The organism is Streptomyces sp. NPDC059874 (assembly GCF_042731135.1).
Classification (GTDB): domain Bacteria; phylum Actinomycetota; class Actinomycetes; order Streptomycetales; family Streptomycetaceae; genus Streptomyces.
This window is the reverse complement of sequence record NZ_JBHWJY010000039.1, coordinates 23,805-45,672: the sequence shown is the minus strand read 5'-3', so window position 1 is coordinate 45,672 and position 21,868 is coordinate 23,805. Positions and strand designations below refer to the sequence as shown.

General features: G+C 72.7%; 23 protein-coding genes and 2 pseudogenes. 9 read left to right on the top strand and 16 right to left on the bottom strand.

All coding sequences use genetic code 11. The annotated features are described in order from the left end of the window. Positions 1 to 302: 302 nt before the first annotated feature. Positions 303 to 497: a hypothetical protein gene (locus tag ACFV9H_RS22490; protein WP_385400970.1), complete on the top strand. Its 195-nt coding sequence runs from the start codon at positions 303 to 305 to the stop codon at positions 495 to 497. A gap of 4 nt (positions 498 to 501) precedes the next feature. Here the strand turns inward: ACFV9H_RS22490 and ACFV9H_RS22485 are convergent, their stop codons facing one another. Further along, positions 502 to 1,074, bottom strand: coding sequence for a GNAT family N-acetyltransferase (locus ACFV9H_RS22485; RefSeq protein WP_385400967.1), 573 nt, complete (start codon positions 1,072 to 1,074; stop codon positions 502 to 504). 100 nt (positions 1,075 to 1,174) lie between these two features. Here ACFV9H_RS22485 and ACFV9H_RS22480 point away from each other — a divergent pair. Beyond that, positions 1,175 to 1,745, top strand: a pseudogene (locus ACFV9H_RS22480) (SMI1/KNR4 family protein); the annotation flags it as partial. Between the two features lie 83 nt (positions 1,746 to 1,828). On the opposite strand, the gene ACFV9H_RS22475 reads toward ACFV9H_RS22480, so the two are convergent. The 4 genes from ACFV9H_RS22475 to ACFV9H_RS22460 form a co-directional block, all read right to left on the bottom strand. Beyond that, complete coding sequence (locus tag ACFV9H_RS22475; RefSeq protein ID WP_385400964.1) at positions 1,829 to 2,860, bottom strand: alpha/beta hydrolase; 1,032 nt, start codon at positions 2,858 to 2,860, stop codon at positions 1,829 to 1,831. 72 nt (positions 2,861 to 2,932) lie between these two features. After that, positions 2,933 to 3,526, bottom strand: coding sequence for an NAD(P)H-dependent oxidoreductase (locus ACFV9H_RS22470; protein ID WP_385400961.1), 594 nt, complete (start codon positions 3,524 to 3,526; stop codon positions 2,933 to 2,935). 353 nt (positions 3,527 to 3,879) lie between these two features. Then, the gene (locus tag ACFV9H_RS22465) at positions 3,880 to 4,260 is read right to left on the bottom strand and encodes a hypothetical protein (RefSeq protein ID WP_385400959.1); all 381 of its coding nucleotides are present in this window, start codon (positions 4,258 to 4,260) and stop codon (positions 3,880 to 3,882) included. Between the two features lie 124 nt (positions 4,261 to 4,384). Beyond that, positions 4,385 to 5,326 carry a LysR family transcriptional regulator gene (locus ACFV9H_RS22460; RefSeq protein WP_385400956.1) on the bottom strand — a complete coding sequence of 314 codons (942 nt, stop codon included), beginning with the start codon at positions 5,324 to 5,326 and terminating at the stop codon, positions 4,385 to 4,387. A gap of 134 nt (positions 5,327 to 5,460) precedes the next feature. Here ACFV9H_RS22460 and ACFV9H_RS22455 point away from each other — a divergent pair, with 134 nt between their 5' ends. Continuing rightward, positions 5,461 to 6,705 (top strand): MFS transporter, encoded by a 1,245-nt coding sequence (locus ACFV9H_RS22455; RefSeq protein ID WP_385400953.1) that lies wholly within the window; start codon positions 5,461 to 5,463, stop codon positions 6,703 to 6,705. 19 nt (positions 6,706 to 6,724) lie between these two features. Here ACFV9H_RS22455 and ACFV9H_RS22450 read toward each other — a convergent pair whose 3' ends face one another. After that, positions 6,725 to 7,591 carry a LysR family transcriptional regulator gene (locus ACFV9H_RS22450; RefSeq protein WP_385400951.1) on the bottom strand — a complete coding sequence of 289 codons (867 nt, stop codon included), beginning with the start codon at positions 7,589 to 7,591 and terminating at the stop codon, positions 6,725 to 6,727. An 80-nt stretch (positions 7,592 to 7,671) separates the two neighbouring features. Between ACFV9H_RS22450 and ACFV9H_RS22445 the strand changes: the two genes are divergently transcribed. Continuing rightward, a complete protein-coding gene (locus ACFV9H_RS22445) occupies positions 7,672 to 8,616 on the top strand; it encodes an EamA family transporter (protein ID WP_385400949.1) in 945 nt (314 codons plus the stop codon). A gap of 48 nt (positions 8,617 to 8,664) precedes the next feature. Then, positions 8,665 to 9,156: a GNAT family N-acetyltransferase gene (locus tag ACFV9H_RS22440; RefSeq protein WP_385400947.1), complete on the top strand. Its 492-nt coding sequence runs from the start codon at positions 8,665 to 8,667 to the stop codon at positions 9,154 to 9,156. A gap of 222 nt (positions 9,157 to 9,378) precedes the next feature. On the opposite strand, the gene ACFV9H_RS22435 is transcribed toward ACFV9H_RS22440, so the two are convergent. Next, entirely contained in the window at positions 9,379 to 10,332 is a 954-nt protein-coding gene (locus ACFV9H_RS22435; RefSeq protein ID WP_385400944.1) for a helix-turn-helix domain-containing protein, read from the bottom strand. A 102-nt stretch (positions 10,333 to 10,434) separates the two neighbouring features. Between ACFV9H_RS22435 and ACFV9H_RS22430 the strand changes: the two genes are divergently transcribed. Further along, the gene (locus tag ACFV9H_RS22430; protein WP_385400941.1) at positions 10,435 to 11,478 is read left to right on the top strand and encodes a saccharopine dehydrogenase family protein; all 1,044 of its coding nucleotides are present in this window, start codon (positions 10,435 to 10,437) and stop codon (positions 11,476 to 11,478) included. A gap of 9 nt (positions 11,479 to 11,487) precedes the next feature. On the opposite strand, the gene ACFV9H_RS22425 is transcribed toward ACFV9H_RS22430, so the two are convergent. The 3 genes and pseudogenes from ACFV9H_RS22425 to ACFV9H_RS22415 all read right to left on the bottom strand — a co-directional run. Continuing rightward, a complete protein-coding gene (locus ACFV9H_RS22425) occupies positions 11,488 to 13,884 on the bottom strand; it encodes an ATP-binding cassette domain-containing protein (protein WP_385400938.1) in 2,397 nt (798 codons plus the stop codon). Between the two features lie 49 nt (positions 13,885 to 13,933). Continuing rightward, positions 13,934 to 14,365 carry a VOC family protein gene (locus ACFV9H_RS22420; protein ID WP_385400936.1) on the bottom strand — a complete coding sequence of 144 codons (432 nt, stop codon included), beginning with the start codon at positions 14,363 to 14,365 and terminating at the stop codon, positions 13,934 to 13,936. Positions 14,366 to 14,623: 258 nt separating this feature from the next. After that, positions 14,624 to 14,812: pseudogene (locus ACFV9H_RS22415) on the bottom strand (alpha/beta fold hydrolase); the annotation flags it as partial. A gap of 147 nt (positions 14,813 to 14,959) precedes the next feature. Here ACFV9H_RS22415 and ACFV9H_RS22410 point away from each other — a divergent pair. Beyond that, positions 14,960 to 15,667 (top strand): hypothetical protein, encoded by a 708-nt coding sequence (locus tag ACFV9H_RS22410; RefSeq protein ID WP_385400935.1) that lies wholly within the window; start codon positions 14,960 to 14,962, stop codon positions 15,665 to 15,667. Positions 15,668 to 15,673: 6 nt separating this feature from the next. On the opposite strand, the gene ACFV9H_RS22405 is transcribed toward ACFV9H_RS22410, so the two are convergent. From ACFV9H_RS22405 to ACFV9H_RS22385, 5 genes are all read right to left on the bottom strand, one after another. Beyond that, positions 15,674 to 16,936, bottom strand: a complete 1,263-nt coding sequence (locus ACFV9H_RS22405; protein WP_385400933.1) for an MFS transporter — start codon at positions 16,934 to 16,936, stop codon at positions 15,674 to 15,676. A gap of 32 nt (positions 16,937 to 16,968) precedes the next feature. After that, complete coding sequence (locus ACFV9H_RS22400; RefSeq protein ID WP_385400931.1) at positions 16,969 to 17,178, bottom strand: hypothetical protein; 210 nt, start codon at positions 17,176 to 17,178, stop codon at positions 16,969 to 16,971. After that, positions 17,175 to 17,327: a hypothetical protein gene (locus ACFV9H_RS22395; RefSeq protein ID WP_385400929.1), complete on the bottom strand. Its 153-nt coding sequence runs from the start codon at positions 17,325 to 17,327 to the stop codon at positions 17,175 to 17,177. Before ACFV9H_RS22395 ends, ACFV9H_RS22400 begins: the two co-directional genes overlap by 4 nt. Positions 17,328 to 17,460: 133 nt before the next feature. After that, positions 17,461 to 17,994, bottom strand: a complete 534-nt coding sequence (gene cpt / locus ACFV9H_RS22390; RefSeq protein WP_385400927.1) for a chloramphenicol phosphotransferase CPT — start codon at positions 17,992 to 17,994, stop codon at positions 17,461 to 17,463. A 52-nt stretch (positions 17,995 to 18,046) separates the two neighbouring features. Next, the gene (locus tag ACFV9H_RS22385; RefSeq protein ID WP_385400925.1) at positions 18,047 to 19,027 is read right to left on the bottom strand and encodes a helix-turn-helix transcriptional regulator; all 981 of its coding nucleotides are present in this window, start codon (positions 19,025 to 19,027) and stop codon (positions 18,047 to 18,049) included. 122 nt (positions 19,028 to 19,149) lie between these two features. Here ACFV9H_RS22385 and ACFV9H_RS22380 point away from each other — a divergent pair, with 122 nt between their 5' ends. Continuing rightward, positions 19,150 to 19,560, top strand: coding sequence for a DUF3224 domain-containing protein (locus ACFV9H_RS22380; RefSeq protein ID WP_385400924.1), 411 nt, complete (start codon positions 19,150 to 19,152; stop codon positions 19,558 to 19,560). 189 nt (positions 19,561 to 19,749) lie between these two features. Here ACFV9H_RS22380 and ACFV9H_RS22375 read toward each other — a convergent pair whose 3' ends face one another. Further along, a complete protein-coding gene (locus tag ACFV9H_RS22375; RefSeq protein WP_385400922.1) occupies positions 19,750 to 20,646 on the bottom strand; it encodes an alpha/beta hydrolase in 897 nt (298 codons plus the stop codon). Positions 20,647 to 20,761: 115 nt separating this feature from the next. On the opposite strand from ACFV9H_RS22375, the gene ACFV9H_RS22370 reads away from it, so the two are divergent. Continuing rightward, positions 20,762 to 21,799, top strand: a complete 1,038-nt coding sequence (locus ACFV9H_RS22370; protein ID WP_385400919.1) for a PucR family transcriptional regulator — start codon at positions 20,762 to 20,764, stop codon at positions 21,797 to 21,799. Positions 21,800 to 21,868: the final 69 nt, after the last annotated feature.

The window sequence follows — 21,868 nt, the reverse complement described above, 5'->3', positions numbered from 1 at the left end:
CACCTGTCGGCGTGCGCGGCCGACGCCCCCGCGGCCTCGGGCACGCCGAGGAGGCGTGGGCGGCGTCGTCGGGCGCGGTCGGCGTGAAGTCCACGCCCTCGGGGTACTTGTCGGGCAGGGTGTTGCACCACCCGGCCCGGCTCGTTTCGGCACGCGGACGCCGGCGTGTCGCTCCCGGGGCCGCGCGGCCGCCGTGGTCGCGCCCCACCACAACGGGCCGCGGCCGAACCGTAAACCTCCTCCCGCTCGTTCCTCTGAGACAGCGGCCGACGTCGCTGTCGTCCCACACCCGAGGAGCCCTCGTGTCCGTGCTCCCCACGATCGCCGTGGTCCTCGCCGCCTGGTTCGCCGCCGGCCTCGTCGTCGCCGCGCTGTACGCCGCCGTGCGCCGCCGTCACGTCCGGCGCCGGCGGGCGGTGGCGTCCGTACTCGACGGCGCCGCCGGCGGGCGGTGCGCGGAGGCCGCGGACGCCGGCGATCTGAGCACCTCGGCCTGATCCGTCAGCGGAGGTCGAGCCGCATCAGGATCCGGGGATGGCCGGCCAGCACCGAGGTGGTGTCGGCGGCATGGACGAAGCCGGCGCGTTCGAAGTTCTTCCGGATCCCGGCGTACGCCATCGTCAGGTCGACCTTGGCACCACCGTTGTCGAGGGGGTACGCCTCGATCGCCGGTGCTCCGTGGGAGCGGGCGAACTCGACGGCGCCGGCGATGAGGGCGTGCGAGATCCCCTGCTTGCGATGGCCGGGGCGTACGCGGATGCACCACAACGACCAGACCGGCAGGTCGTCCACGTGCGGGATCTTCCGGCTGTGCGCGTAGGCGGTGTCCGCGCGCGGCGCCACCGCGGCCCAGCCGACCGGCTCGTCGCCGTCGTACGCGATCACTCCGGGAGGGAGCTCCGCACGGCACAGTTCGGCGACGTACTCACCGCGGGCCGGCCCGCGGAGCTCGTTGTTGAGCTTGGACGGGATCCGGTAGCTCAGGCACCAGCAGACGTTGGACTCGGGTGACTTCGGTCCGAGCAGCCGGCGGACGTCCTCGAAGACCGAGGCCGGACGAACTTCGATGGTCATGTCCCCACAGTGCCACGAGCGCGTCCATGTCGGAGGCAGCCCGGCAGGCACGGCGGATGCCGGCCGCTCGGGTGTCGGTGGTGCCGCGTGCGGTCACCACATGGTTGATCGGAGGCGCCCCTTGGCATCGCTGCACGACTTCAAGACGTGGGGGCCCGTGCTGCGGCTCCTGCTGACCGACGACGCGGAGCGGCGCGCTGCCGGCACCGTCCGGGTGGCGGGACGCATCGGCCGAAGTGGCTGGAGCCTGGCCCTGCGAGGCCGGATGTCGTCGGCCGAGCGGGACGCGGTGGGGCACGTACGGCGGGCGCTCGCGCGCGACGGCGGAGGAGGTGGCCGCCGCCGAAGCGCGCCTCGGCGTGACGCTGCCCGAAGAGCTCAAGGTGCTGTACCGGGTGACACGGGGTCGCTGGGAGGACTGGGGCGACGACCACGAGGCGGCGGCCCGCGTCTGCCGGGCGATCGGTTACGACCTCTCCGCCCTGGACCACCTGCACAGCGTCGACACCGCGACCCGTCACCCCCGCTGGGGATCCGACGCGACGAAGGCGGTCGTCACCGGGCCCGACGACGCGGTGCAAGGCCTCGCCGGCTCGCCCGGCTGGATCGTCTTCGGGGGCAACGGCGGCGACGCACTGGCGGTCGACCTGACACCCGGCCCGCGCGGACACTCGTCGACCGGGTCCGGCGCGCCTGGGGTCTGCCGGACCTGTCCGCGTGACGGGTGTGAGGGCCGGGTGTGCGGGCCGGAGTGTTACGAGGTCACCGCGCGCTCCCCGCCGGCGGCGAGGAGGCGCCGAAGCCAGCGGGTACGGGCCTCGCGCGCGTCCCGGCTGACGGCCGCGTGCGGTGCCAAGCCGTCGAAGCCGTGGAATCCGCCTGGCCACACGTGCAGTTCGGCCTGGCCGCCTGCCTGCCAGATCGCGTTCGCGTACGCGATGTCCTCGTCCCGGAACATCTCGGCCGACCCGACGTCGATGTAGGCCGGGGGAAGTCCGGAGAGGTCGGTGGCCCGGGCGGGGGCCGCGTACGGCGGCAGGTCCGCCGCACCGTAGCGGTCACCGAGCAGTGCCTTCCACACGGTCGTGTGGGAGGTGAGGTCCCACACGCCGAGGCCCGACATCTGTCGGCTGGAGAACGTGCCGGCGCGGTCGTCGAGCATCGGGCACAGGAGCAGTTGCCCCAGGGCGCCGGGACCGCCGCGGTCACGGGCCAGTAGGGCGAGGGCCGCGGCGAGGCCGCCGCCGGCGCTCTTTCCGCCGATGACGATGCGGTCCGCGTCGATGCCGAGTTCGGTCGCGTGTCGGGCCGCCCAGACGAGCCCGGCGTAGCAGTCCTCCAGCGGTTCCGGGTACCGCGCCCGCGGCGCCAGGCGGTACTCGACCGAAATGACGGCCAGTTCGAGGGGGAGGGCCCACTCGCGCAGGATCCGTGGCAGCACGGACCACGCGTTGCCCATGACCATGGCGCCTCCGTGCATGTAGTACAGCAGCGGCAGCGGCCCTGCGAGCCCGGACGGCCGCGCGCTCACGAGCGTGACGTCCGGCCCGCCGGGCGGTCCCGGCACGCACAGCTCCGTCACCTCGAACAGGCCGTCGGCGCGCAGGTCCTCGGCCGTCGGCCGGGGCCGGGTCGTGGCGTCCCGCTCCTTCCGGGCTTCGAGGTTGTCCGGGGTGATCGGCTCCCTCGCCGCCTCGCCCAACGCCGCCAGTGCGACGCTCAGTTCGGGGTCGAACGGTGGTGCCGCCTTCGGTGTCGGAACGCGACCGACTCGCCTGAGACCCATACGGTCCAGCCAATCACACCGCCGGGCGGCGGAGTCCGGCAAGTGGACACGCACCGGGCCGCGTGGGCCGTTTCAGGCCACGAGGGCGGCCGCCTGCGTCCGCGCGTGGTCGAGCCAGGTCGCGCGTTCCTCCTCGGCCGAGTCGGTGACGGTACGGAAGACGACCCGGCGCACATCGCCGACTCCGACGTACGGGAGGACGCACGCGGACCAGATCCTTTGCAACGGGTCGCCGAACTCGTCCTGTTCCCGGTCGGCGGGGGTGTCGGAGGTGTTCAGCACGAGAGCCCTGCCCGCCTTGAGCAGGCCGGCGGGTTCACCCTCCGCGGTGCCCAGCTTGTAGGCCACTCCGGGCGCGAGTACGCGCTGCACCCAGCCCGTCAGGACGGCGGGCGGCATGCCCCACCAGTTCGGGTGGACGAACACCATGGCGTCCAGCGTGGCGACTTCCGTTCGGTGCAGGGCCACCTGCGCGTCGTGGGCGCGCGGGACCGAATCGACCGTGCCGGTCTCTTCGGCGGTCAGCAGCGGCGCGAACCCTTCGGCGTAGAGGTCGTGCGCCAACACCTCGGATCCCCGCCCGCGCAGCTCCTCCACGACGGCATCGAAGATCGCGTGGTTGAAGCTACCCGGCCGCGGGTGCGCGAGATACACACCAGTACGCATCGTTCCCCCAGTCGACGGCCGACCACTCGGCGCTCGGAACACCGGTGATCGACACTATCCCTTCGGCCCCCTCCTCACGGGCCCTTTCAGGAGGCCGTGCGGAAGGCGGTCGCGCGGACGCCGGCGCCGCACAGCGCGAAGTTGCCACCGTCGTCGGGTGATCCGTAGCCCGGTCGCCCCAGGCGCTGGGCGCTGTTCGCCACGGGACGAGGTGCCCGCTGCGGCCGCGGGCACGGCGCTCGGACCCACCGCACGGCCCGTGCGCCTCCGTGTCCAGCGTGAGACCATCCCGACTCGGGTGCGCGTCAGAGGGCGGCGTACCGAAGCGACGCCAACCCGGTGGGACGGGCGAGTCAAACGCATCCGCAGTTGCTGCCGTAGAGGACGAACCAGAGGGCGAGCACGACGAGGACGGTCAGCAGCGTCGCCCCTATTCGTCGCACCCGCAGCGGTCCCGGACTCCGCCAGGCGGTGATGGCCGTGACCGAGCCGATGAGCAACACGGCCACCGCGCCGAGGGTGAGTTCCGGGCTCTTGCTCCAACCCCAGATCAGGCCCAGGCCGATTCCGGCGAGCAGCAGGCAGCTCACTGTCTGCACGATGAATTCGCCGACGAAATCCGCGAGGACCTCCTTGATTCCTTCCCCGACCCTCCGCAGCAGGCCGTGCTGGTGCTTCGGCACGGTGATGTGAGCCGCCGGTGCGGGCGATGCGTCGTCCGGTGTCGTTGTCATGGCGCCCCCTGACCGTTTGACGGTGTGAATGCCGCCGAGGTGGTCATGGTCGCAGTCGCGGGCGCGAGATCCCGAGCCGAACGGGCCGTTCCCCTGTCGCATCCGGCCAACCGGCGCGGACAGTTCAGTGCGGGAGCACCCAGCCCGGCGCCCAGGTGCCGGTGCCGGCGGCGGCGTGGGCGGGCGCCGGGGTGGCGAGGTGGGCGCGGAGGGTGGCCAGGGCCGGGTGGGGGTTGTCGCGGTGCCAGAGGAGGGAGTGCGGGTATACGGGGGTCGGGTCGGTCACCGGGATGCGGCGCAGGCCGTGGTCGGCGGGCCAGACGAGGCGGGTCTGCTCGCCCATGAAGGTGGCCAGGGCCGGGGTGTCGGCGACGGTGTCGAGGAGCGCGTCGGAGCCGAAGTTGGGGCCGGTCGCCTCGATCGTGAGGCCGAACTCGGCGGCGAGGTCGTCGTAGTAGGCGGTCCACTCGGTACCGGGGACGATGCCGGGCATCCAGATCCGGTGCCCGGCGAGCCGAGCGAGGTGCACCGACCGGGCGCCGGCCAGCGCGTGCGCCGGGCCTGTGAGGAGCTGGAGCGGCTCGTCGAGCACTCGGACGGACTCGATGTCCTCGGGAAGGGGCCGGCCGGGCACGGCGACGGCGCGGAAGGACGCGTCGATCGCACCGGACCGGAGGGCGGCGACGGCCGTCTCCACGTCGAACAGCATCACCACGTCGAGCTCGACCTCGGGGTGCGCGCGGTGGAAACCGCGCATCAGGCCCGACGGCGCGACGCGCGAGGCGATCACGTCGACGCGCAGCGGACGGCGACCGGGGCGCACGGACCCGACCGCGCGCTCGGCGACGCGCAGCAGCTCGCGCGCGTGGGGCAGGAACGCCTGCCCGTCGATGGTGAGCTCGGCGCCGCGCGCGGTGCGCGTGAACAGCCGTACGCCAAGCCGGCGCTCCAGCGCGGCGATGCGCTTGGAGACGGCCTGCTGGGTGACCGCCAGCTCGGCGGCGGCCTCCTGGAACTGCCCCGCGTCGGCGGCGACGACGAAGGTCCGGACGGTGTCGAGGTCCATCGCCACAGGATATGTCCACAACCGTTGGTTGTGGCCAGGCGGTGTCGCGGTTGTTTGACCTCGCGGTGAGCCGCTCGCTTTGATGCTTCCGATCGCGGATCAGTTGTGCGGGTGAGTTGGCGAGGGCGGTGGGCATGAGGAGCGGGCACCGGCTGGGGCGGCGGTTCGGGTGGCTCTGGGGGGCGTACGGGACCAGCTCCCTGGGTACGTGGCTCGCCTTCGGCGCGTTCCCGCTGATCGCCATCCAGGTGCTGCACGCCGGACCGGCGGAGGTCGCCGCGCTGTCCGCCGTGGGGGCCGCGGTGGGCGCGGCCGTCGCGGTGCCGCTCGGTCCGTGGGTGGAGTTCCGCCGCAAGCGGCCGGTACTGATCACGATGGACCTGGTGCGGTTCGCGGCGCTGCTGACGATCCCCGCCGCGTTCGCGCTCGGCGTGCTCACCTTCGTCCAGCTCCTTCTGGTCTCGGTCGTCGTCGCGGCGGCCGACATCACCTTCCGCGCCGCCTCCGGCGCGTTCCTGAAGACACTGCTGCCGGCCGAGGACCTGCTCGTGGCCAACGCCCGGTTCGAGTCCACGGCCTGGACGACCACGATCGTGGGACCTCCGCTGGGCGGCGCCGCGATCGGACTCCTCGGTCCGGTGGCGACGGTGGTGGCCGACGCGGTCAGCTACCTGCTCTCGGCCCTGGGCATCCGCGCGATGGGCGGACACGAGCCGCCGCCCGAGCGCCGGGAGCCCGCGCGCATGCGGGCCGGGGACCTGCTCGACGGCTGGCGCTACATCCTCGCCGACGCGACGCTGCGTCCGCTGTTCTTCAACACCGCCTTGTTCAACGGCCTGGTGATGGCCGCCTCGCCGCTGCTGGCCGTCCTGATGCTCGGCCGACTCGGGTTCGCACCATGGCAGTACGGCCTCGCGTTCGCCGCGCCCTCGATCGGCGGGCTGCTCGGAGCGCGGCTGGCCCGACCGCTCGTCACCCGGTTCGGGCAGCACCGGGTCCTGGTCGCGACCGGGGCGCTGCGCGCGATCTGGCCCGTCGGCCTGGTCTTCCTGGGGCCGGGCACCGGAGGGCTGCTACTGGTGACGGGCGTCGAGTTCGGGCTCATCTTCTGCTGCGGGGTCTTCAATCCCGTCTACGCCACCCACCGCCTCGAGCGCACCGCGACCGACCGGGTCGCCCGCACACTGTCCGCCTGGGCGGTGACGGTCAAGGCCTCGACCGCCCTCCTGACCGCCGTCTGGGGCGTGCTGGGCGTCCTGCTCGGCCCGCGCACGGCCATCGGCCTGGCCGGCGTGCTCCTGCTGGCGACCCCGCTGCTGCTCCCCCGCCGCGCGGCGGCGCGGCTCTCCGAGCCGGACCCGGAACCGGAACGCGCCTGACGGGCCGCCCGACGCCGGGTCACGGCTGGAAGGCTGCCAGGAACGCCCGGGTCGCGGGTGTGGGGTTGAACCTGCTCCAGGCGAGGTACTCGACACGGCTCGGGCCGTCGGTGAGCGGGAGCGCGCGGACGGTCGGGGCGGCTCGGCCGATCGCGGCGGGGAGGAGGGCGACGGCGAGGCCGCGGCCGACGATCCGCGTCATCAGCTCGACGGACATCATCTCGTAGGCCACGTCGCGCTCCAACTCCGCCGCTTCGAAGGCCTGATCACTCTGCACCCGGCCCGGCGAGCCGGCGGGGAAGTCGACGAAGGGCGACTCGGCGAGCTGGTGGAGGGTGACCTGGTCGTGGTCGGCGAGCTCGTGCGTGGGCGACACCACGGCGACGAGCGGTTCCCGGGCGAGTTCCAGAGCCTCGACGCCCTGCGGCTCGTGGCCGGCCGGCAGGCCGAGGAAGGCCACGTCCAGGTCTCCGGCGGCGACCTCGGCGGTCATGACGTCGCTGGCTCCGACGTGCAGGCCCACTCGGACCTGCGGGTGCCGCTCGCGGAACCGTTGGAGCACCTCGGCGATGTCGACCGCGACCACGGTGGGGATGGTCCCGATCGCCAGCCGGCCGCGGACGTCGCCCACCGCCGCGGCCGCGTCGGCGACGGCCCGCTCGGCAGCCTCCAGGCATTGCCGCGCGCCGACGAGGAACGCCTCGCCGGCCGGAGTGAGCTCCACCCGCCGACTGGTCCGGGCGAACAGCTTCGCCCCCACCTCACGCTCCAGGTTCCCGATCTGGCGGCTCAGTGCCGATTGGGCGACGAAGCAACGCGCGGCGGCCCGGGTGAAGTTCCGGGTCTCGGCGACCGCGACGACGTACCGCAGCTGTCTGAGTTCCACGTGATCCATCTTTCAATGCGATCGGTCCGATGACAACCATGTGTTGGACGCATGGAAGGCAGCGGGCCGAGACTGCCCGCATGACCACTTCCCCGCCCCGACAGCAGGCACCGGCGCCCGCGCCGGCCCCACGCCCCGCAGCCGCACGCCGGGCGGGCGGCACCGTCGCGCTGATCGCCGCCACGGCCATCGCGCCGGCCGCGTGGGGGACGACGTACGCGGTGACGACGGAGCTTCTGCCGCCCGACCACCCGCTGTTCGCCGCTCTGCTGCGGTCACTGCCCGGCGGGCTGCTGCTCCTGCTGGTCACCCGCGTACTGCCGCGCGGCGCGTGGTGGTGGAAGGCCGCCGCGCTCGGCACCCTCAACATCAGTGCCGTCTACGCCTTCCTCTTCGTGGCCGCCGAGTTGCTTCCCGGCGGTGTCGCGGGGACCCTCTCCGCCGTCCAGCCGATCATGGTCGCGGGGCTGGCGGTGGCGGTGCTGCGGGAGCGGCCCTCGGTCTGGCGCATCGGTTGGGGCGTCGCGGGAGTGGTCGGCGTGGGGCTCGTGATCCTCGGACCGAACGCGCGGCTCGACGGCGTCGGGGTGTTCGCGGGGCTCGCGGGGGCCGGTTCGATGGCGCTGGGGATCGTACTCACCAAGCACTGGCGCCGTCCCGCCGGCGTCGGCCCGGCGGCGCTCGCCGGCTGGCAGCTGACGGCCGGTGGACTCGTCCTGCTCCCGCTCGCCGTCGTCTTCGAAGGAGCTCCCCCGCGCCTCGACGGATCCGCGGTGGCCGGCTACCTGTGGCTCGGCACCGTGGGCGGCTTCATCGCCCACGTGCTGTGGTTCCGTGGTCTCGGGCGCCTGCCGGTCACCGCGACGGCCATGCTCGTCCTGCTGTCACCCTTGGTCGCCGCGCTCATCGGCGCGCTGATGCTCGGCGAGGCCTTCACGCTCGGCCAGTTCGCCGGATTCGGCCTCGCCCTGGCGGCACTCGTCGCCGGCCAGCTCGACCCGAGTCGATCGCGGTCCCCGCATTAGCCCTGCGGGCGTGGCTCTCGACCGACAGGGTGTGGGAGTGTGGGTGCCATGGCGGAGCGTGAGGTGGTCATTCGGGCGCTGGACAGGCCCGGGGACCTGGGCTGGGTGGTGCTGGCGCACGGCGAGCTCTACGACCGCGAGTTCGGCTGGGACACCGACTTCGAGGCACTGGTCGCCCGGATCGTCGCCGACTACGCGGAGGCGAAGGCCCCCGGACCGCAGGCGGCATGGATCGCCGAGGTCGACGGGGCACGGGCCGGCTGCGTGTTCTGCGTACGCGGGGACGAGCGGACGGCGAAGCTGCGACTGCTGCTCGTCGACCCCGCGGCGCGCGGGCTGGGCCTGGGGGCCCGGCTGGTCGAGGAGTGCCTGGGGTTCGCGCGGGAGGCCGGGTACGAGTCGATCACCCTCTGGACCAACGACGTCCTGGGCTCGGCCCGGCGCATCTACCAGAAGCAGGGCTTCGAGCTCGTCGCCGAAGAGCCCCACCACAGCTTCGGGCACGACCTCATCGGCCAGACCTGGCAGCGCCGCCTCTAGTGCTGTGGCCGGAAAGGTTTGCCGGGGCGCGGTGTTCGGTGCGGTGCATCGCAAGGCGGAGGACCGCGGCTCGTACTGGACGTACTTGCGCGGTCCGACAACGCGGCGAGGTGCCGTGCCGAGCGCCGTGACCCGGTGAAGCTTTCCGGTCACAGCACTAGAAGTGGGCCAGGGGCTCGCCGCGGGCAGTGCCGCGTGTTCGGTGTGCGGCGCGACGCGGCGTCAGCCGCCGCCGGAGCGGGAGCTGCGGAAGGTGCGCCGGTAGGCGTCCGGGGGTACGCCGATGGTGCGGTTGAAGTGCCGGCGCAGGGATGCGGCGGTGCCCATGCCGGTGGCCTCGGCGATGGTGTCGACGCTGTCGCCGGTGGTCTCCAGCAGCTCCTGGGCCCGCCGGATCCGCTGCGTCAGCAGCCATTGCAGCGGGGTGGTGCCGGTCACCGACCGGAAGTGCCGGCCCAGGTGGCGCGAGCTCATGTTCGCCCGCCGGGCCAGGTCCTCCACGGTCAGCGCGCGGTCGAGGCGTTCGATGGCCCAGGGGAGCAGGTCGGCCAGCGGGTGGTCGTCCTGGGCGGGCACCGGGGCCGGGACGAACTGGGCCTGCCCGCCCGCCCGGTGCGGGGGCACGACCAGGCGGCGGGCGAGGGCGTTGGCGATCGCCGAGCCGTGGTCGAGGCGGACCAGGTGCAGGCAGAGGTCCATGGCGGCGGCTTTGCCGGCGGAAGTGAGGACGCTGCCGCTGTCCACGTAGAGCACGTCCGGGTCGACCTCCACCCCCGGATAGCGGTCGGCCAGGGCCTGGGTGTGCGCCCAGTGCGTGGTCGCGCGCCGGCCGTCCAGCAGCCCGGCGGCCGCCAGGATGAACGCGCCGGTGCACAGGGAGGCCACCCGCGCGCCCGCCTCGTGGGCCGCGCGCACCGCGTCGACCAGTTCGGCCGGCGGGTCCACGTCGACGTCGGCCCAGCCGGGGACGATCACCAGGTCGGCGTGCGGCAGCCGGTCGAGCCCGCTGTCGGGCTCCATCCGGAACCTGCCGAGCCGCACGGCGCCCGGCCCGCAGACGGCGAGGCTGTACCAGGGGTCCGCCACGCCGGACAGGTCGTAGCCGAAGACCTCGCACGCCAAGGACAGTTCGAAGTGCAGCATCCCGTCGGTGACGGCCAGCGCGACAGTGGTCATGTCCGAAATTGTACGGGCCATGTCGTTCCGGACACTCGCGCCGATCACGCACCGCCCGCATGATGTTCACAGTTCAACAGTCAAGCGCGGTGGGAGAAGCTGATGAGTGCAGGTCAGACGGTCCGGACGGTTGCGGTGTTCGGCGCCTACGGGCACACCGGCAGGTTCGTGGTGGCGGAGTTGCTGGAGCGCGGCTTCCGCCCGATCGCGTCCGGTCGCGACGCGGAGAAGCTGCGGGAACTCGCGGCCTCCCACCCGGGGCTCGACATCCGCCCGGCGTCGGTCGACGACCCGGCCGCGCTCGACCGCGCACTGGTCGGAGCGGACGCCGTGATCAACACCGCCGGGCCCTTCGCCACGACCGGCGCCCCGGTGATCGAGGCGGCGCTGCGCGCCGGGATCCCGTACGTGGACGTGGCGGCCGAGATCGAGGCGAACGTCGACACGTTCACGCAGTACGCGGACCGTGCCCGGGCCGCGGGCACCGTGGTGATCCCCGCGATGGCCTTCTTCGGCGGACTCGGCGACCTGCTGGTCACCGCGGCGATGGGCGACTGGACACGGGCCGACGAGGTGCACGTCGCGTACGGGCTGAACAGCTGGCACCCCACCGCCGGGACCCGCGCCGCGGGTGCGGTCTCCGGGGAGCGCAGGGAGGGCCGGCGCGTCCGCTTCAGCGACGGACGGCTGCAGTACCACGAGGACGCCCTGCCGACCCTGAAGTGGGCCTTCCCCGAACCGATGGGGGCCCGGGAGGTGATCGGCGAGTTCACCATGGCCGATGTGGTCACCGTCCCCAGCCACCTGGCCGTCTCCGAGGTGCGCACCTACATGACCGTCGAGGCGGCCGGTGAACTGGCGGCGCCGGACACCCCGGCCCCGACCGCCGTCGACGAGCGCGGCCGGTCCGCGCAGTCCTTCCTCGTCGACGTCGTCGTGCGCTCCGGCGGCGAGGAGCGGCGCGCCGTGGCGAGCGGCCGGGACATCTACGCCGTCAGCGCGCCGCTCGCGGTGGAGGCGGTCCACCGCGTCGTCACCGGACGGACCACCACGGCCGCCGGTGTCGCCTCCGCCGGAGCGATCTTCGACGCCCCCGAGTTCCTCCGCGCCCTGTCGGGCCACGTGGAGTTCGAACTGCGCCGGTAGATCCCCCTGTCAGGACCCGACGTACGCCGCGAGGTGCTCGCCGGTGAGGGTGGAGCGGCCGGCGACGAGGTCGGCGGGCGTCCCCTCGAAGACGATCCGGCCGCCGTCGTGACCGGCGCCGGGGCCGAGGTCGATGATCCAGTCGGCGTGCGCCATGACCGCCGGGTGGTGCTCGACGACGATCACCGACTTGCCGGAGTCGACGAGCCGGTCGAGCAGGCCGAGCAACTGCTCCACGTCGGCGAGGTGGAGGCCGGTGGTCGGCTCGTCGAGGACGTAGACGCCGCCCTTGTCGGACATGTGCGTGGCCAGCTTGAGCCGCTGCCGCTCGCCGCCGGACAGGGTGGTGAGCGGCTGGCCGAGGCTGAGGTAGCCGAGCCCGACGTCGGCGAGCCGCTCCAGGATCTTGTGCGCGGCCGGAGTGCGCGCCTCGCTGTCGGCATCGCCGAAGAACGCCTCGGCCTCGGTCACCGACATCGCGAGGACTTCGCTGATGTCGCGGCCGCCGAGGTGGTACTCCAGCACCGATGCGTCGAACCGCTTGCCCTCGCACTCCTCGCAGGTGGTGGCGACCCCCGCCATCATCGCCAGGTCGGTGTAGATGACGCCGGCGCCGTTGCAGTTGGGGCAGGCGCCCTCGGAGTTGGCACTGAACAGCGCCGGCTTGACGCCGTTGACCTTGGCGAAGGCCTTGCGGATCGGGTCGAGCAACCCGGTGTACGTCGCCGGGTTGCTGCGCCGCGAGCCGCGGATCGGGGCCTGGTCGATCGACACCACCCCTTCGCCGGGCGGGATCGAGCCGTGCACGAGCGAGCTCTTGCCGGAGCCGGCGACCCCGGTGACGACGCAGAGCACGCCGAGCGGGACGTCGACGTCGACTTCGCGCAGGTTGTGCGCCGTCGCGCCGCGGATCTCCAGCGTGCCGGTGGCCGTCCGCGTCTTCTCCTTCACGGCGGCCCGGTCGTCGAGGTGCCGGCCGGTGATGGTGCCACCGGCCCGCAGCCCCTGGACGGTGCCCTCGAAGCAGACGGTGCCGCCCGCCTGACCCGCGCCGGGGCCGAGGTCGACGACGTGGTCGGCGATCGCGATCGTCTGCGGCTTGTGCTCCACGACGAGCACCGTGTTGCCCTTGTCCCGCAGGCGCAGCAGCAGGTCGTTCATCCGGCTGATGTCGTGCGGGTGCAGGCCCGTGGTGGGCTCGTCGAAGACGTACGTGACGTCGGTGAGCGAGGAGCCGAGGTGGCGGATCATCTTGACGCGCTGTGCCTCGCCGCCCGACAACGTGCCCGCCGGCCGGTCGAGGGCGAGGTAGCCGAGGCCGATCTCCGTGAACGAGTCGAGGGTGTGTCGCAGCGAGTCGAGCAGCGGCGCCACCGAGGGCTCGCGGACGCCGCGCACCCATTCGGCCAGGTCGCTGATCTGCATCGCGCAGGCGTCGGCGATGCTGATCCCCTTGATCTTCGAGGACCGGGCCCCTTCGCTGAGCCGGGTGCCGTCGCACTCGGGGCAGGTGGTGAACGTGACCGCCCGGTCCACGAACGCCCGGATGTGCGACTGCATGCCCTCCTTGTCCTTGGCGAGCATCGACTTCTGGATCCGGGAGATCAGGCCCTCGTACGTCATGTTGATGCCCGCGATCTTCATCCTGGTCGGCTCGCGGTGCAGGAAGTCGTGGAGCTCCTTCTTCGTGTACTTGCGGATCGGCTTGTCCGGGTCGAAGAAGCCCGACTCGCTGTAGAGCCGGGAGTTCCAGCCGCCCCCCGTGTAGCCGGGGACGGTGATCGCGCCCTCGGCGAGCGACTTGGTGTCGTCGTAGAGCTGGGTCAGGTCGAGATCGGTGACCGCGCCCCGGCCCTCGCAGCGCGGACACATGCCGCCGGTGATGCTGAAGCTGCGGCGCTCCTTCACCTTCTGTCCGGCGCGCTCCATGGTGACCGCGCCCGCTCCGCTGATCGAGGCGACGTTGAAGGAGAAGGCCTTGGGCGAGCCGATGTGCGGCTTGCCGAGGCGGCTGAAGAGGATGCGCAGCATCGCGTTGGCGTCCGTGGCGGTGCCGACCGTGGAGCGGGGGTCGGCGCCCATCCGCTGCTGGTCGACAGTGATCACGGTGGTCAGCCCGTCGAGGACGTCGACCTCGGGCCGCGCCAGGGTCGGCATGAAGCCCTGCACGAAGGCGCTGTAGGTCTCGTTGATCAGCCGCTGCGACTCCGCGGCGATCGTGTCGAACACCAGCGAGCTCTTGCCCGAGCCGGACACGCCGGTGAACACCGTCAGTCGGCGCTTCGGGATCTCGATGCTGACGTCCTTGAGGTTGTTCTCGCGCGCACCGTGCACGCGGATCAAGCCGTGACTGTCGGCAACGTGCGGCGCGGGCGACTTCGAGTCCGTCCTCGTGGCCTTGCTCATCGTGTCTCCATCTGTGCGCGGGATCGTGCGGAGCATCTGTTCGATCTAATCAGTTTCGAGCTGGGCTCAGCTCGTTGATCCGGATCAAGTTGCCCGCGGGATCGCGGAACGCGCAGTCGCGTACGCCGTAGGGCTGTTCGGTGGGTTCCTGGACGAACTCCGCTCCCCCGGCCTTCAGCCGCTCGAAGGTGCCGTCGAGGTCGTTGGTGCCCAGGGTGATGCGGGCGTAGGTGCCCTTGGCCATCATCTCGACGACGGTACGGCGCTCGTCCTCGGTGATGCCGGGGTCGGCGGCCGGCGGCTCCAGCACGATGGCCGTGCCGGGCCGGCCGGCGGGGCCGACCGTGATCCAGCGCATCGCGCCCTGCCCGACGTCACCCAGCACCTCGAAGCCGAGGAGGCCGCGGTAGAAGGCCAGGGAGGCTTCGGGGTCGGTGTGCGGAAGGAATGTCCAGTGAACGGTGATGTCTGTGTTGTCCATGTCCCTCACGCTAGCCGCGCCCCCGTGACCAGGGCTTCTCCAATCCTGATCGGTTCGGGCCGAGCCCGGCGGATGGATCATTCACGGGTACGGAGTGCCTCGCGCGGCACCTGGGCGAACTCCGCGGCGGCGCCCTGCCGGCCGTACTCGCCGCCCGTCCCGCTTGCCGTCGTCCTCGGCCGGCAGCCCGAACTGGTCGGGCGACGGGAGCAGCTCGTCGGCCCGGTCGGCCGAGAAGGGCCCCTTGCGGGACACCACGGAGAAGAACTCGACCATCGCCGGCCCCGCGCCGAGGGCTTCGATCACGCGCCGCAGGTCGTCGGCGTGCTCCTCGGGCGTGTTCTCCGGTGCGCCGTCGGTGCGGGGGCTGCGGCCCACACCCCGCGGGTCGTAGGTGACCACCGTACGGTCGGTGAAGTACGACGCCAGGGTGGCGAATCCGGCGGCGGCGTCCGTCGTCGCAGGGGTAGACCGCCGCCGCCACCGGAACTCATCGACCCCGCACGAAGTTCTTCGGGGTCCGCCCGGCGACGATCACGCCGGCGGCGCGTGTGACCATGTCCCTTCGGCACATCCGCACCTCATGGGGGGACCATGCGCACCCGCACCACCACCGCCACGACCGGCCTCGTTGCCGCGCTCGCAACGATGCTGCTCCTGGGCGGGTGCACCGCTGCGGGCGGGACCCGGAGCGGTCCGGCGACTCCCCCGGCTTCCGCGCCCGCGCCGGGCGGCGGAACCGGCTTCGACGGGCCCCGGCCTCAGGACCAGAACCTGCTGGCATGGACGGGCGACCCCAATGACGCGGGGCACGTCACCGCGCAGTCGGCCGCGGGCGTCGCCGGGCGCGTCACCCTGGTACGGATCGTCCTGCGCGAGCAGATCACCTGGTCGAACATCTGGCTGGGCCTGGCCGGCATCGACCCGAACGCCCAGCTCGCCAACTGCTACCTCGGTGTGTACGACGCCAACGGTGCCCTGGTCGCGACCACCGAGGACATCTCGCCCCAGCTGATGACCGACGCGATCGCCAAGCCCTTCGCCCTCGCCAAGCCGTTCACAGCCGCCCCCGGAACGTACTTCATCGCCCTTCTGCTCAACGGCAATTGGGCCACCAACGGGCTCACGCTCAAGGCCACGGGGGCCGGCATCTCGGTCAACGCCGGTCTGGCGCCGCCGCAGCTCCGCTACAGCACCGTGCTGACCGGTCAGACCTCGCTGCCGCGCACGGTGAACCTCGCGGAACAGTCCACCAGCACCATCAACACGGGCTGGGCCAGCCAGTGGTACGCGATTTCCTGAGCTTGATCACCGGTCGGCCTGCGCGGCCGTGCGCGTGGTCCCGTCGGACCCACCCTGTGTCGCGCAGGCCGTGTCGTGGCCCGAGCGGCGCGTACGCTCCGCCCATGCGGCCACGGGCGGCCCGGCCGCGCCCAGAGCCGCGAAGAACACGCCGAGCAGCAGCCAGCCGGCGTGTCCGAGTCCGAGGACTGCCGTCGTGAGGACCACCGGAGCCAGGGCCTGCCCGGCGTCGAAGCCGATGCCGAAGAAGCCCTGGTACTGCCCTTGGGCGTGGTCGGGGGCGAGACCGAAGCCGAGCGCGTAGCCGCCCGAGGACTCCCATACCTCTCCGAGACTGTGCACGCAGACGGCGAGGACGGCGAGCCCCGGCGCGATCCAGGCCGGAACGTCCGCGGTCAGGGCCATCAAGGGGCAGCTGACCAGGAAGAGCAGCCCCGCGAGGCGGAACGCCCGGCCGCCCTGGCGCGGTGTTTCCACCCGGGAGCCGATCCTGCTCTGGAGCAGCACGCACACCCCGCTGTTGACCGCGTAGACCGCCGCCACGGTCCAGCGGGGCGCGTCGGTGTGGGCGGAGAGCCAGACCGGCAGGAGCAGGGAGACGGTCTGGTACTGCAGGCCCATGGCGCCGTAGAGCACGGTGAAGGACACGAACGGCCGGTCGGCCAGGACGGCCCATCCGTGGTGCTCCTTGGGCCGGGGCAGGGGCCGGTAGTCCGGGAGCCCGATCAGGGCGATCAGGCCGGCGCAGGCGAAGCTGGCGGCGTTGGCGAGGATGAGCGCGGTGTATGCCGGGCGGGTGTCGACCGAGACGGCGAAGGCGGCACCGACGGTGCCCAGGACCACGCCGAGGTTGACGAACGTGCGGAGTTTCGCCCTGAACGCGGCCGGGCGTTCACCGCCGGCACGGGCGATGAGCGCCCCGCCCGCGGCGCCGCTCGCCGTTGCCGCCAGCCGGTCCAGGGTGGCGATGAGCGTGAACGTGACCCAGTCGTGGATGAAGACGAACGCGGCCATCGTCGCGGCCTGCATCGTGAGGGACGTCAGCCAGACCGTGCGCGGCCCGTACCGGTCGGCCAGGTTCCCGGCCGGGATACCGGCCAGCAGCCCGACCAGCCCGGCGATCGTGAGGCCTACACCGACCTGTACGGCGGGCAGGTGCACCACCAGCGTGAAGTAGAGCACCGCAGCGGTGTTGAACAACCCGTTGCCCACCCGGCTGACGAAGCTCGCGACGATGAGGGCACGCTGCGGACCGTTCGGCGCCGACAAGCGGGACATTCCTGGTCTGGACCTCTCCCCGATCATGCGGATGAGGCTAACAGCGCCCCCTGGGGGCACGGCCCTGTACCCGGCCCGATGTGGTAGTCGCGGTGGAGGAGGATCCGTTCCACCTCTTCACCCCGGGCCCGGGCAGCAGCGGCCGGGCGGGTGTCCACCAGCTCCAGCAGCGCGGCCGGCGCCTGCGTGGCGAGGCCGCGGCCCCAGTACTCGGGGCCGATGGCGTACGTCACTCGCGCTCGTCCGGCGGCCCGTAGACGGCGACGTGCCCGACCACCTCGCCGTCACGGAGGACCGTGCGCAGCGTCACGGCCGGGTCGTCGCGAACCTTGGCCCAGTGCGTGTCGAAGTCCCCCCGGTCGTAGTGGTATCCCCGGGTCACGCCCGCCACCTGCTGGAGCCCCGGGTCGGAGAGCTGACTTCAGAAGACCGCGAGGTCGCCGTCCTGTGTCTCGCGCAGTGTCACACCCATCGGTCCGTCCGTCCGTCCGTTCGTTCGTGCGTCGATTCGTCGATCAGTCGACGTGGGTGGCGATGGCCCGCGCGCAGAGCAGGGACTCCGTGTGGGTCGTGTCCACCTCCAGGTCGTAGTACACGTCCTCGTGCACCAGGTCGGCCTGCGACTCCGCCATCCCCCGGGCCCGGTCTCCCCGGGCGATCTCGCGGCCGGCGGCGACGGCGCTCTCGCACCGGACGCCCACCCACAGCACGGGCAGTCCGTCCAGGGCCTTCTGCCACCGCTGCTGGGACGCCGCCGCGCCGAGGAAGACGTCGTCGACGATGATCCTGGCGCCTGCCCGGGCCATGGCCACGATGCCCTCCGTCCAGGCCGCCTCCAGTGCCCGGAACTCCGCGCCGACGCTCACCTCGCCGTCGGCGCCGATGCTGATTCCCTCGTCCGCCGCCTGCATCCGTGCGGGCATCGCGTCGACGAACGAATCGCATCCGAACGCCAGCCACGGATCGGGCAGTACGTCCTGCAAGCAGCGCACGATCCCGGACTTCCCCGAGCTGGAACCACCGTTGAGAATGATCATCTGAATCGTCACCGCGCCACAGTAGATCGCTGCCCACGCGGCGCGTGGCGATTTACGGCAGCCGCTATTCGGGGGCGTAGCGTCCGGCCAGCGCGGCGACCGCATCCGCGACGGCGCTGCGGAGTTCGGGCGGGCCGAGGACCTCGGCTTCGGGGCCGAGGCGGAGCAGGTCGCCGACCGCGACGGCGTTCGTCTCGACCGGGAGGTGGACGAGGAGCCGGCCCTCGGCGTCGACGTCCGCTCCGGCCGCCTCCGCGTCCGCGAGGGCGCGTGCGCCCGCCGAGCCGAAGTGCATGGGCAGCAGTTTCCGGGCGCGCGGGGAGAGCCGTAGGACGGCGGTCTGTCGCATGAGGGAGCCCTCCAGGCGGCGGGAGCTCTCCTGCCAGTATCCGGCGAGGTCGAAGCCGGCCGGCCGTTCGAAGCCCTCGTCCAGGGTCTCCACGGCCAGGAACCGCCCCACGCGGTAGGTCCGCACCGCCTCGTCCGCCAGGGCCACGAGGTACCAGATGCCGCCCTTGACCACGAGACCGAGCGGACTCAGCTGCCGGTGGACCTCGCCGCCCCAGCGGCGGTAGTGGGTGCGCAGGATCCGCTGGTCCCACACCGCCTGGGCGATCCGCGCGAGGTGCGGTACCGGGTCGGCGTCGCGGAACCAGGCCGGGGCGTCCAGATGGAACCGGGCCTGGATCTGCCGGGCCCGGGAGGCGAGTTCGGCGGGCAGCGACGCCTGGAGCTTCAGCTGGGCGGCGGCCAGGTCCGCGCCGAGGCCGAGTTCTCCAGCGGGGCCGGGCACGCCGGCGAGGAAGAGGGAGCCGGCCTGGGCGTCTGTGAGGCCGGTGAGCCGCGTGCGGTAGCCGTCCATCAGCCGGTATCCGCCGGCCGGGCCCCGGTCGGCGTGCACCGGGACTCCGGAGGCTCCGAGGGCCTCGATGTCCCGGTAGACGGTACGGACCGACACCTCCAGTTCGGCGGCGAGCTCGGGGGCGGTCATGCGGCCGCGGTTCTGGAGGAGCAGGAGCAGGGAGAGGAGCCGGTCGGCGCGCATGCCGCTCATTGTCCGGGATACCTGACAGGAGGTGTCAGGTACCCCGGGCAGGCTGTTCTCACGCCGGCGGCACGGACTGCCCGCCGGCCGACGGACCGACGCACAGCACCAGGAGGACCACCATGTCCAAGCCCCCGCAGACAGCCGGCCGCTTCACCTTCGCCGACTGGGAGGAACACCCCGTCGGCCCGGCGGACACCACGCCGCGGCTCGCCCGCGCCGCGGTGACCAATTCCTTCTCCGGCGCGATCGAGGCCCCGGGCACCAGCTGCTCGTACACGATCACGTACACCGGGGAGACGGCCGGCGCGTACGCCGGCATGGAGCTGCTGTCCGGCAGCGTCGAGGGCCGCAAGGGGACGTTCGTCCTGGAGGAGCGCGGCGAATTCGACGCCTCCGGCACCCGTTGCCGCTTCGAGGTGGTACCGGGCTCCGGCACCGGTGAACTGACCGGGCTTTCGGGCTCCGGCGGCTTCACCCACCGTCACGGCGAGGAGTCCGTCGAGTACACGTTCACGTACGTGCTGGACTAGGGCCTGTCGTCAAATTCCCGTCGTCGCCCGAAGGGCGGCCCCGCGGCGTCTGGTGCGTGCTCTCGGCGTGCCGGGCGGAAGCCCACGTACTGGACGTATTTGGGCTTTCGCCCGGTGCGGCGAGAGTGCGTGCCAGACGTCGCGGGGCAGACGGGAATTTGACGACAGGCCCTACGGCCTGTCCGAGGCTCAGTCCGTCACGGCCCGGCGCACGGCCGCGCCGAGTGCGGCTATCTGGCGCTGCGAGATCTCGGCGGACGTGATCGCCTGCGACCCGTGGAAGGTGCCGGGCCATTGGTGCAGCTCGACGGAGACGCCCGACTGCAGCAGGCGCAACGCGTATTCGATGGCCTCGTCGCGGTTCGGGTCGAACTCCGCGGTGGCGATGTAGGCCGGTGGCAGGCCGGACAGGTCCGTGGCGCGGGCCGGGGCCGCGTAGGGTGTGGCCGGCTGGGAGCCCAGATAGTGCCGCCACGATGCGGCGGTGTTCTCGCGGGTCGCCCAGGGCGTGTCGGTGAAGTTCCGCTGGGACCACGTCTCCTGCCGGTCGTCCAGTGAGGCTTCGTTGAGCAGCTGGAAGCGGATCGACGGCCCCTGCTGGTCGCGGGCCCGCAACGCCACCGCTGTCGCGAGGTTCGCGCCGGCGCTGTGACCGCCGACCGCGATGCGTTCCGGGTCGATGTCGAGCTCGGCGGCGTGCTCGGCCGTCCAGTTCAGCACGGCATAGGCGTCGTCGAGGGCGGCCGGGAAGCGGTGCTCGGGCGCCAGCCGGTAGTCCACGGAGACCACCACCGCACCGGAGAGCCGCGCCATCCCGGCGGCCCACGGGTGCTCGGTGTCCAGGTCGCCCGAGACCCTTCCCCCGCCGTGCAGCCAGACGATGGCGCCGCGGGCCTGCAGCGGGCGGTAGATCCGCACCGGTACGCCGGGATCGGCGGGCACCGTGCGGTCCTCGATCTCCAGGCCCGTGGTGTCGGCCGCCGGCCTCGCGGCGGCGAGCGCGGCGTAGTTCTTGCGCACGGCGAGCGGGTCGCTCAGGTCTTCCGCGGGGAGCAGCGGGACGAATGCTTCGAGTTCGGGATTCATGTCGGCCATCCTCACGGCCCTCGCCCGCGGTTTCATCCGACATCCGTCGGGCGTCCTGCCCGGATCACGCACCGTTCGGCGCCCGCTCCGCGCCGAGGGGCCATATCCTCCTGCCATGGAGGCACTGGCGGTACGGCTGTCGGGACTGGATCCGTACGTCGACGGCGTGATCCGAGTCGTCGCGTTCTACGACACGTTGATGCGCCGTCGGGTGGATCTGGCGGCGCTCACCCGGGCCTCGGCGGGCCTGGCCGAGTGCGTGGCCGGGGTCCGGCTGCACGGCACCGGGCGGGTGATCCGCGTCGCGCCCGACGGCCGGGAGGCGGTCGCGCCGGCGCAACCCGCGTCCGGCACGGGGCCGATCCTCCTCGACGACGAGGAGATCGGCACGGTGTGGCTGGAGCGCGCCGGCCCGCCCGGCCCGCTCGACGGGGCGCTGCTGGAGCGGTTCGCCCTCGCCGCCGCCGCGGCCGCCGAGCGCTACGGCCCGGCCCGCACCACCATGGCCGATCCGGCCCTCGTGGAGCTGGCGATCGGCGCGGACACGGACGAGGCGGGCCGGGCCCGGGCGTTGCGGCTCCTGGGGTTCGCCGCCGACCTGCCGGTCCACGTGGTCGCCGTACGGTCGCGGCTGCCGCTCGACCAGGTCGGCGGCCTGATCTGCCCGGCCCGCCCCGTGAAGGCGGCCGTACTCGCCGACGTGGGCGTCATCCTGGCGACCACCGTGGACCGGGCCCGGTTTCCGAGGGACGTACGCGCGGGCATCGGCGCCGCGGAAAGCCCCGACCGCTCCTGGCGGGAGGCCCGCACCGCCCTCCGCTTCACCACTCCGCGCCGGCCGGTCGTGGGTTACGACGAGCTGGGAGCCTTGGCACTGCTGGCCGAGATACCGCGGGGCGCGTCCCGCGACAACGCCGATGTGGCCGCCATCGCCCGAATCGCGGCCAACCCGGAGGACTTGGAGACTCTGGAGGCCTACTGCGCCACCGGCTCGCTGCGCCGCGCCGCCGACGTGCTCCACCTGCACCACAGCAGCGTCGCCCGCCGGCTCGACCACCTCACGAAGGCGATGGGCGTCGAACTCACCGAACCCACCGGTCTGGTGCGGGCCGGCTTGGCCCTCACCGCTTGGCGACTCCTCGACGACTCGTGAGGGCCGGGGCCGGCCCGAGGCAGCGTGGTGTCGCCGCAGCGGTCGGCCCGCCGTTGTCCGGTCCGCCGC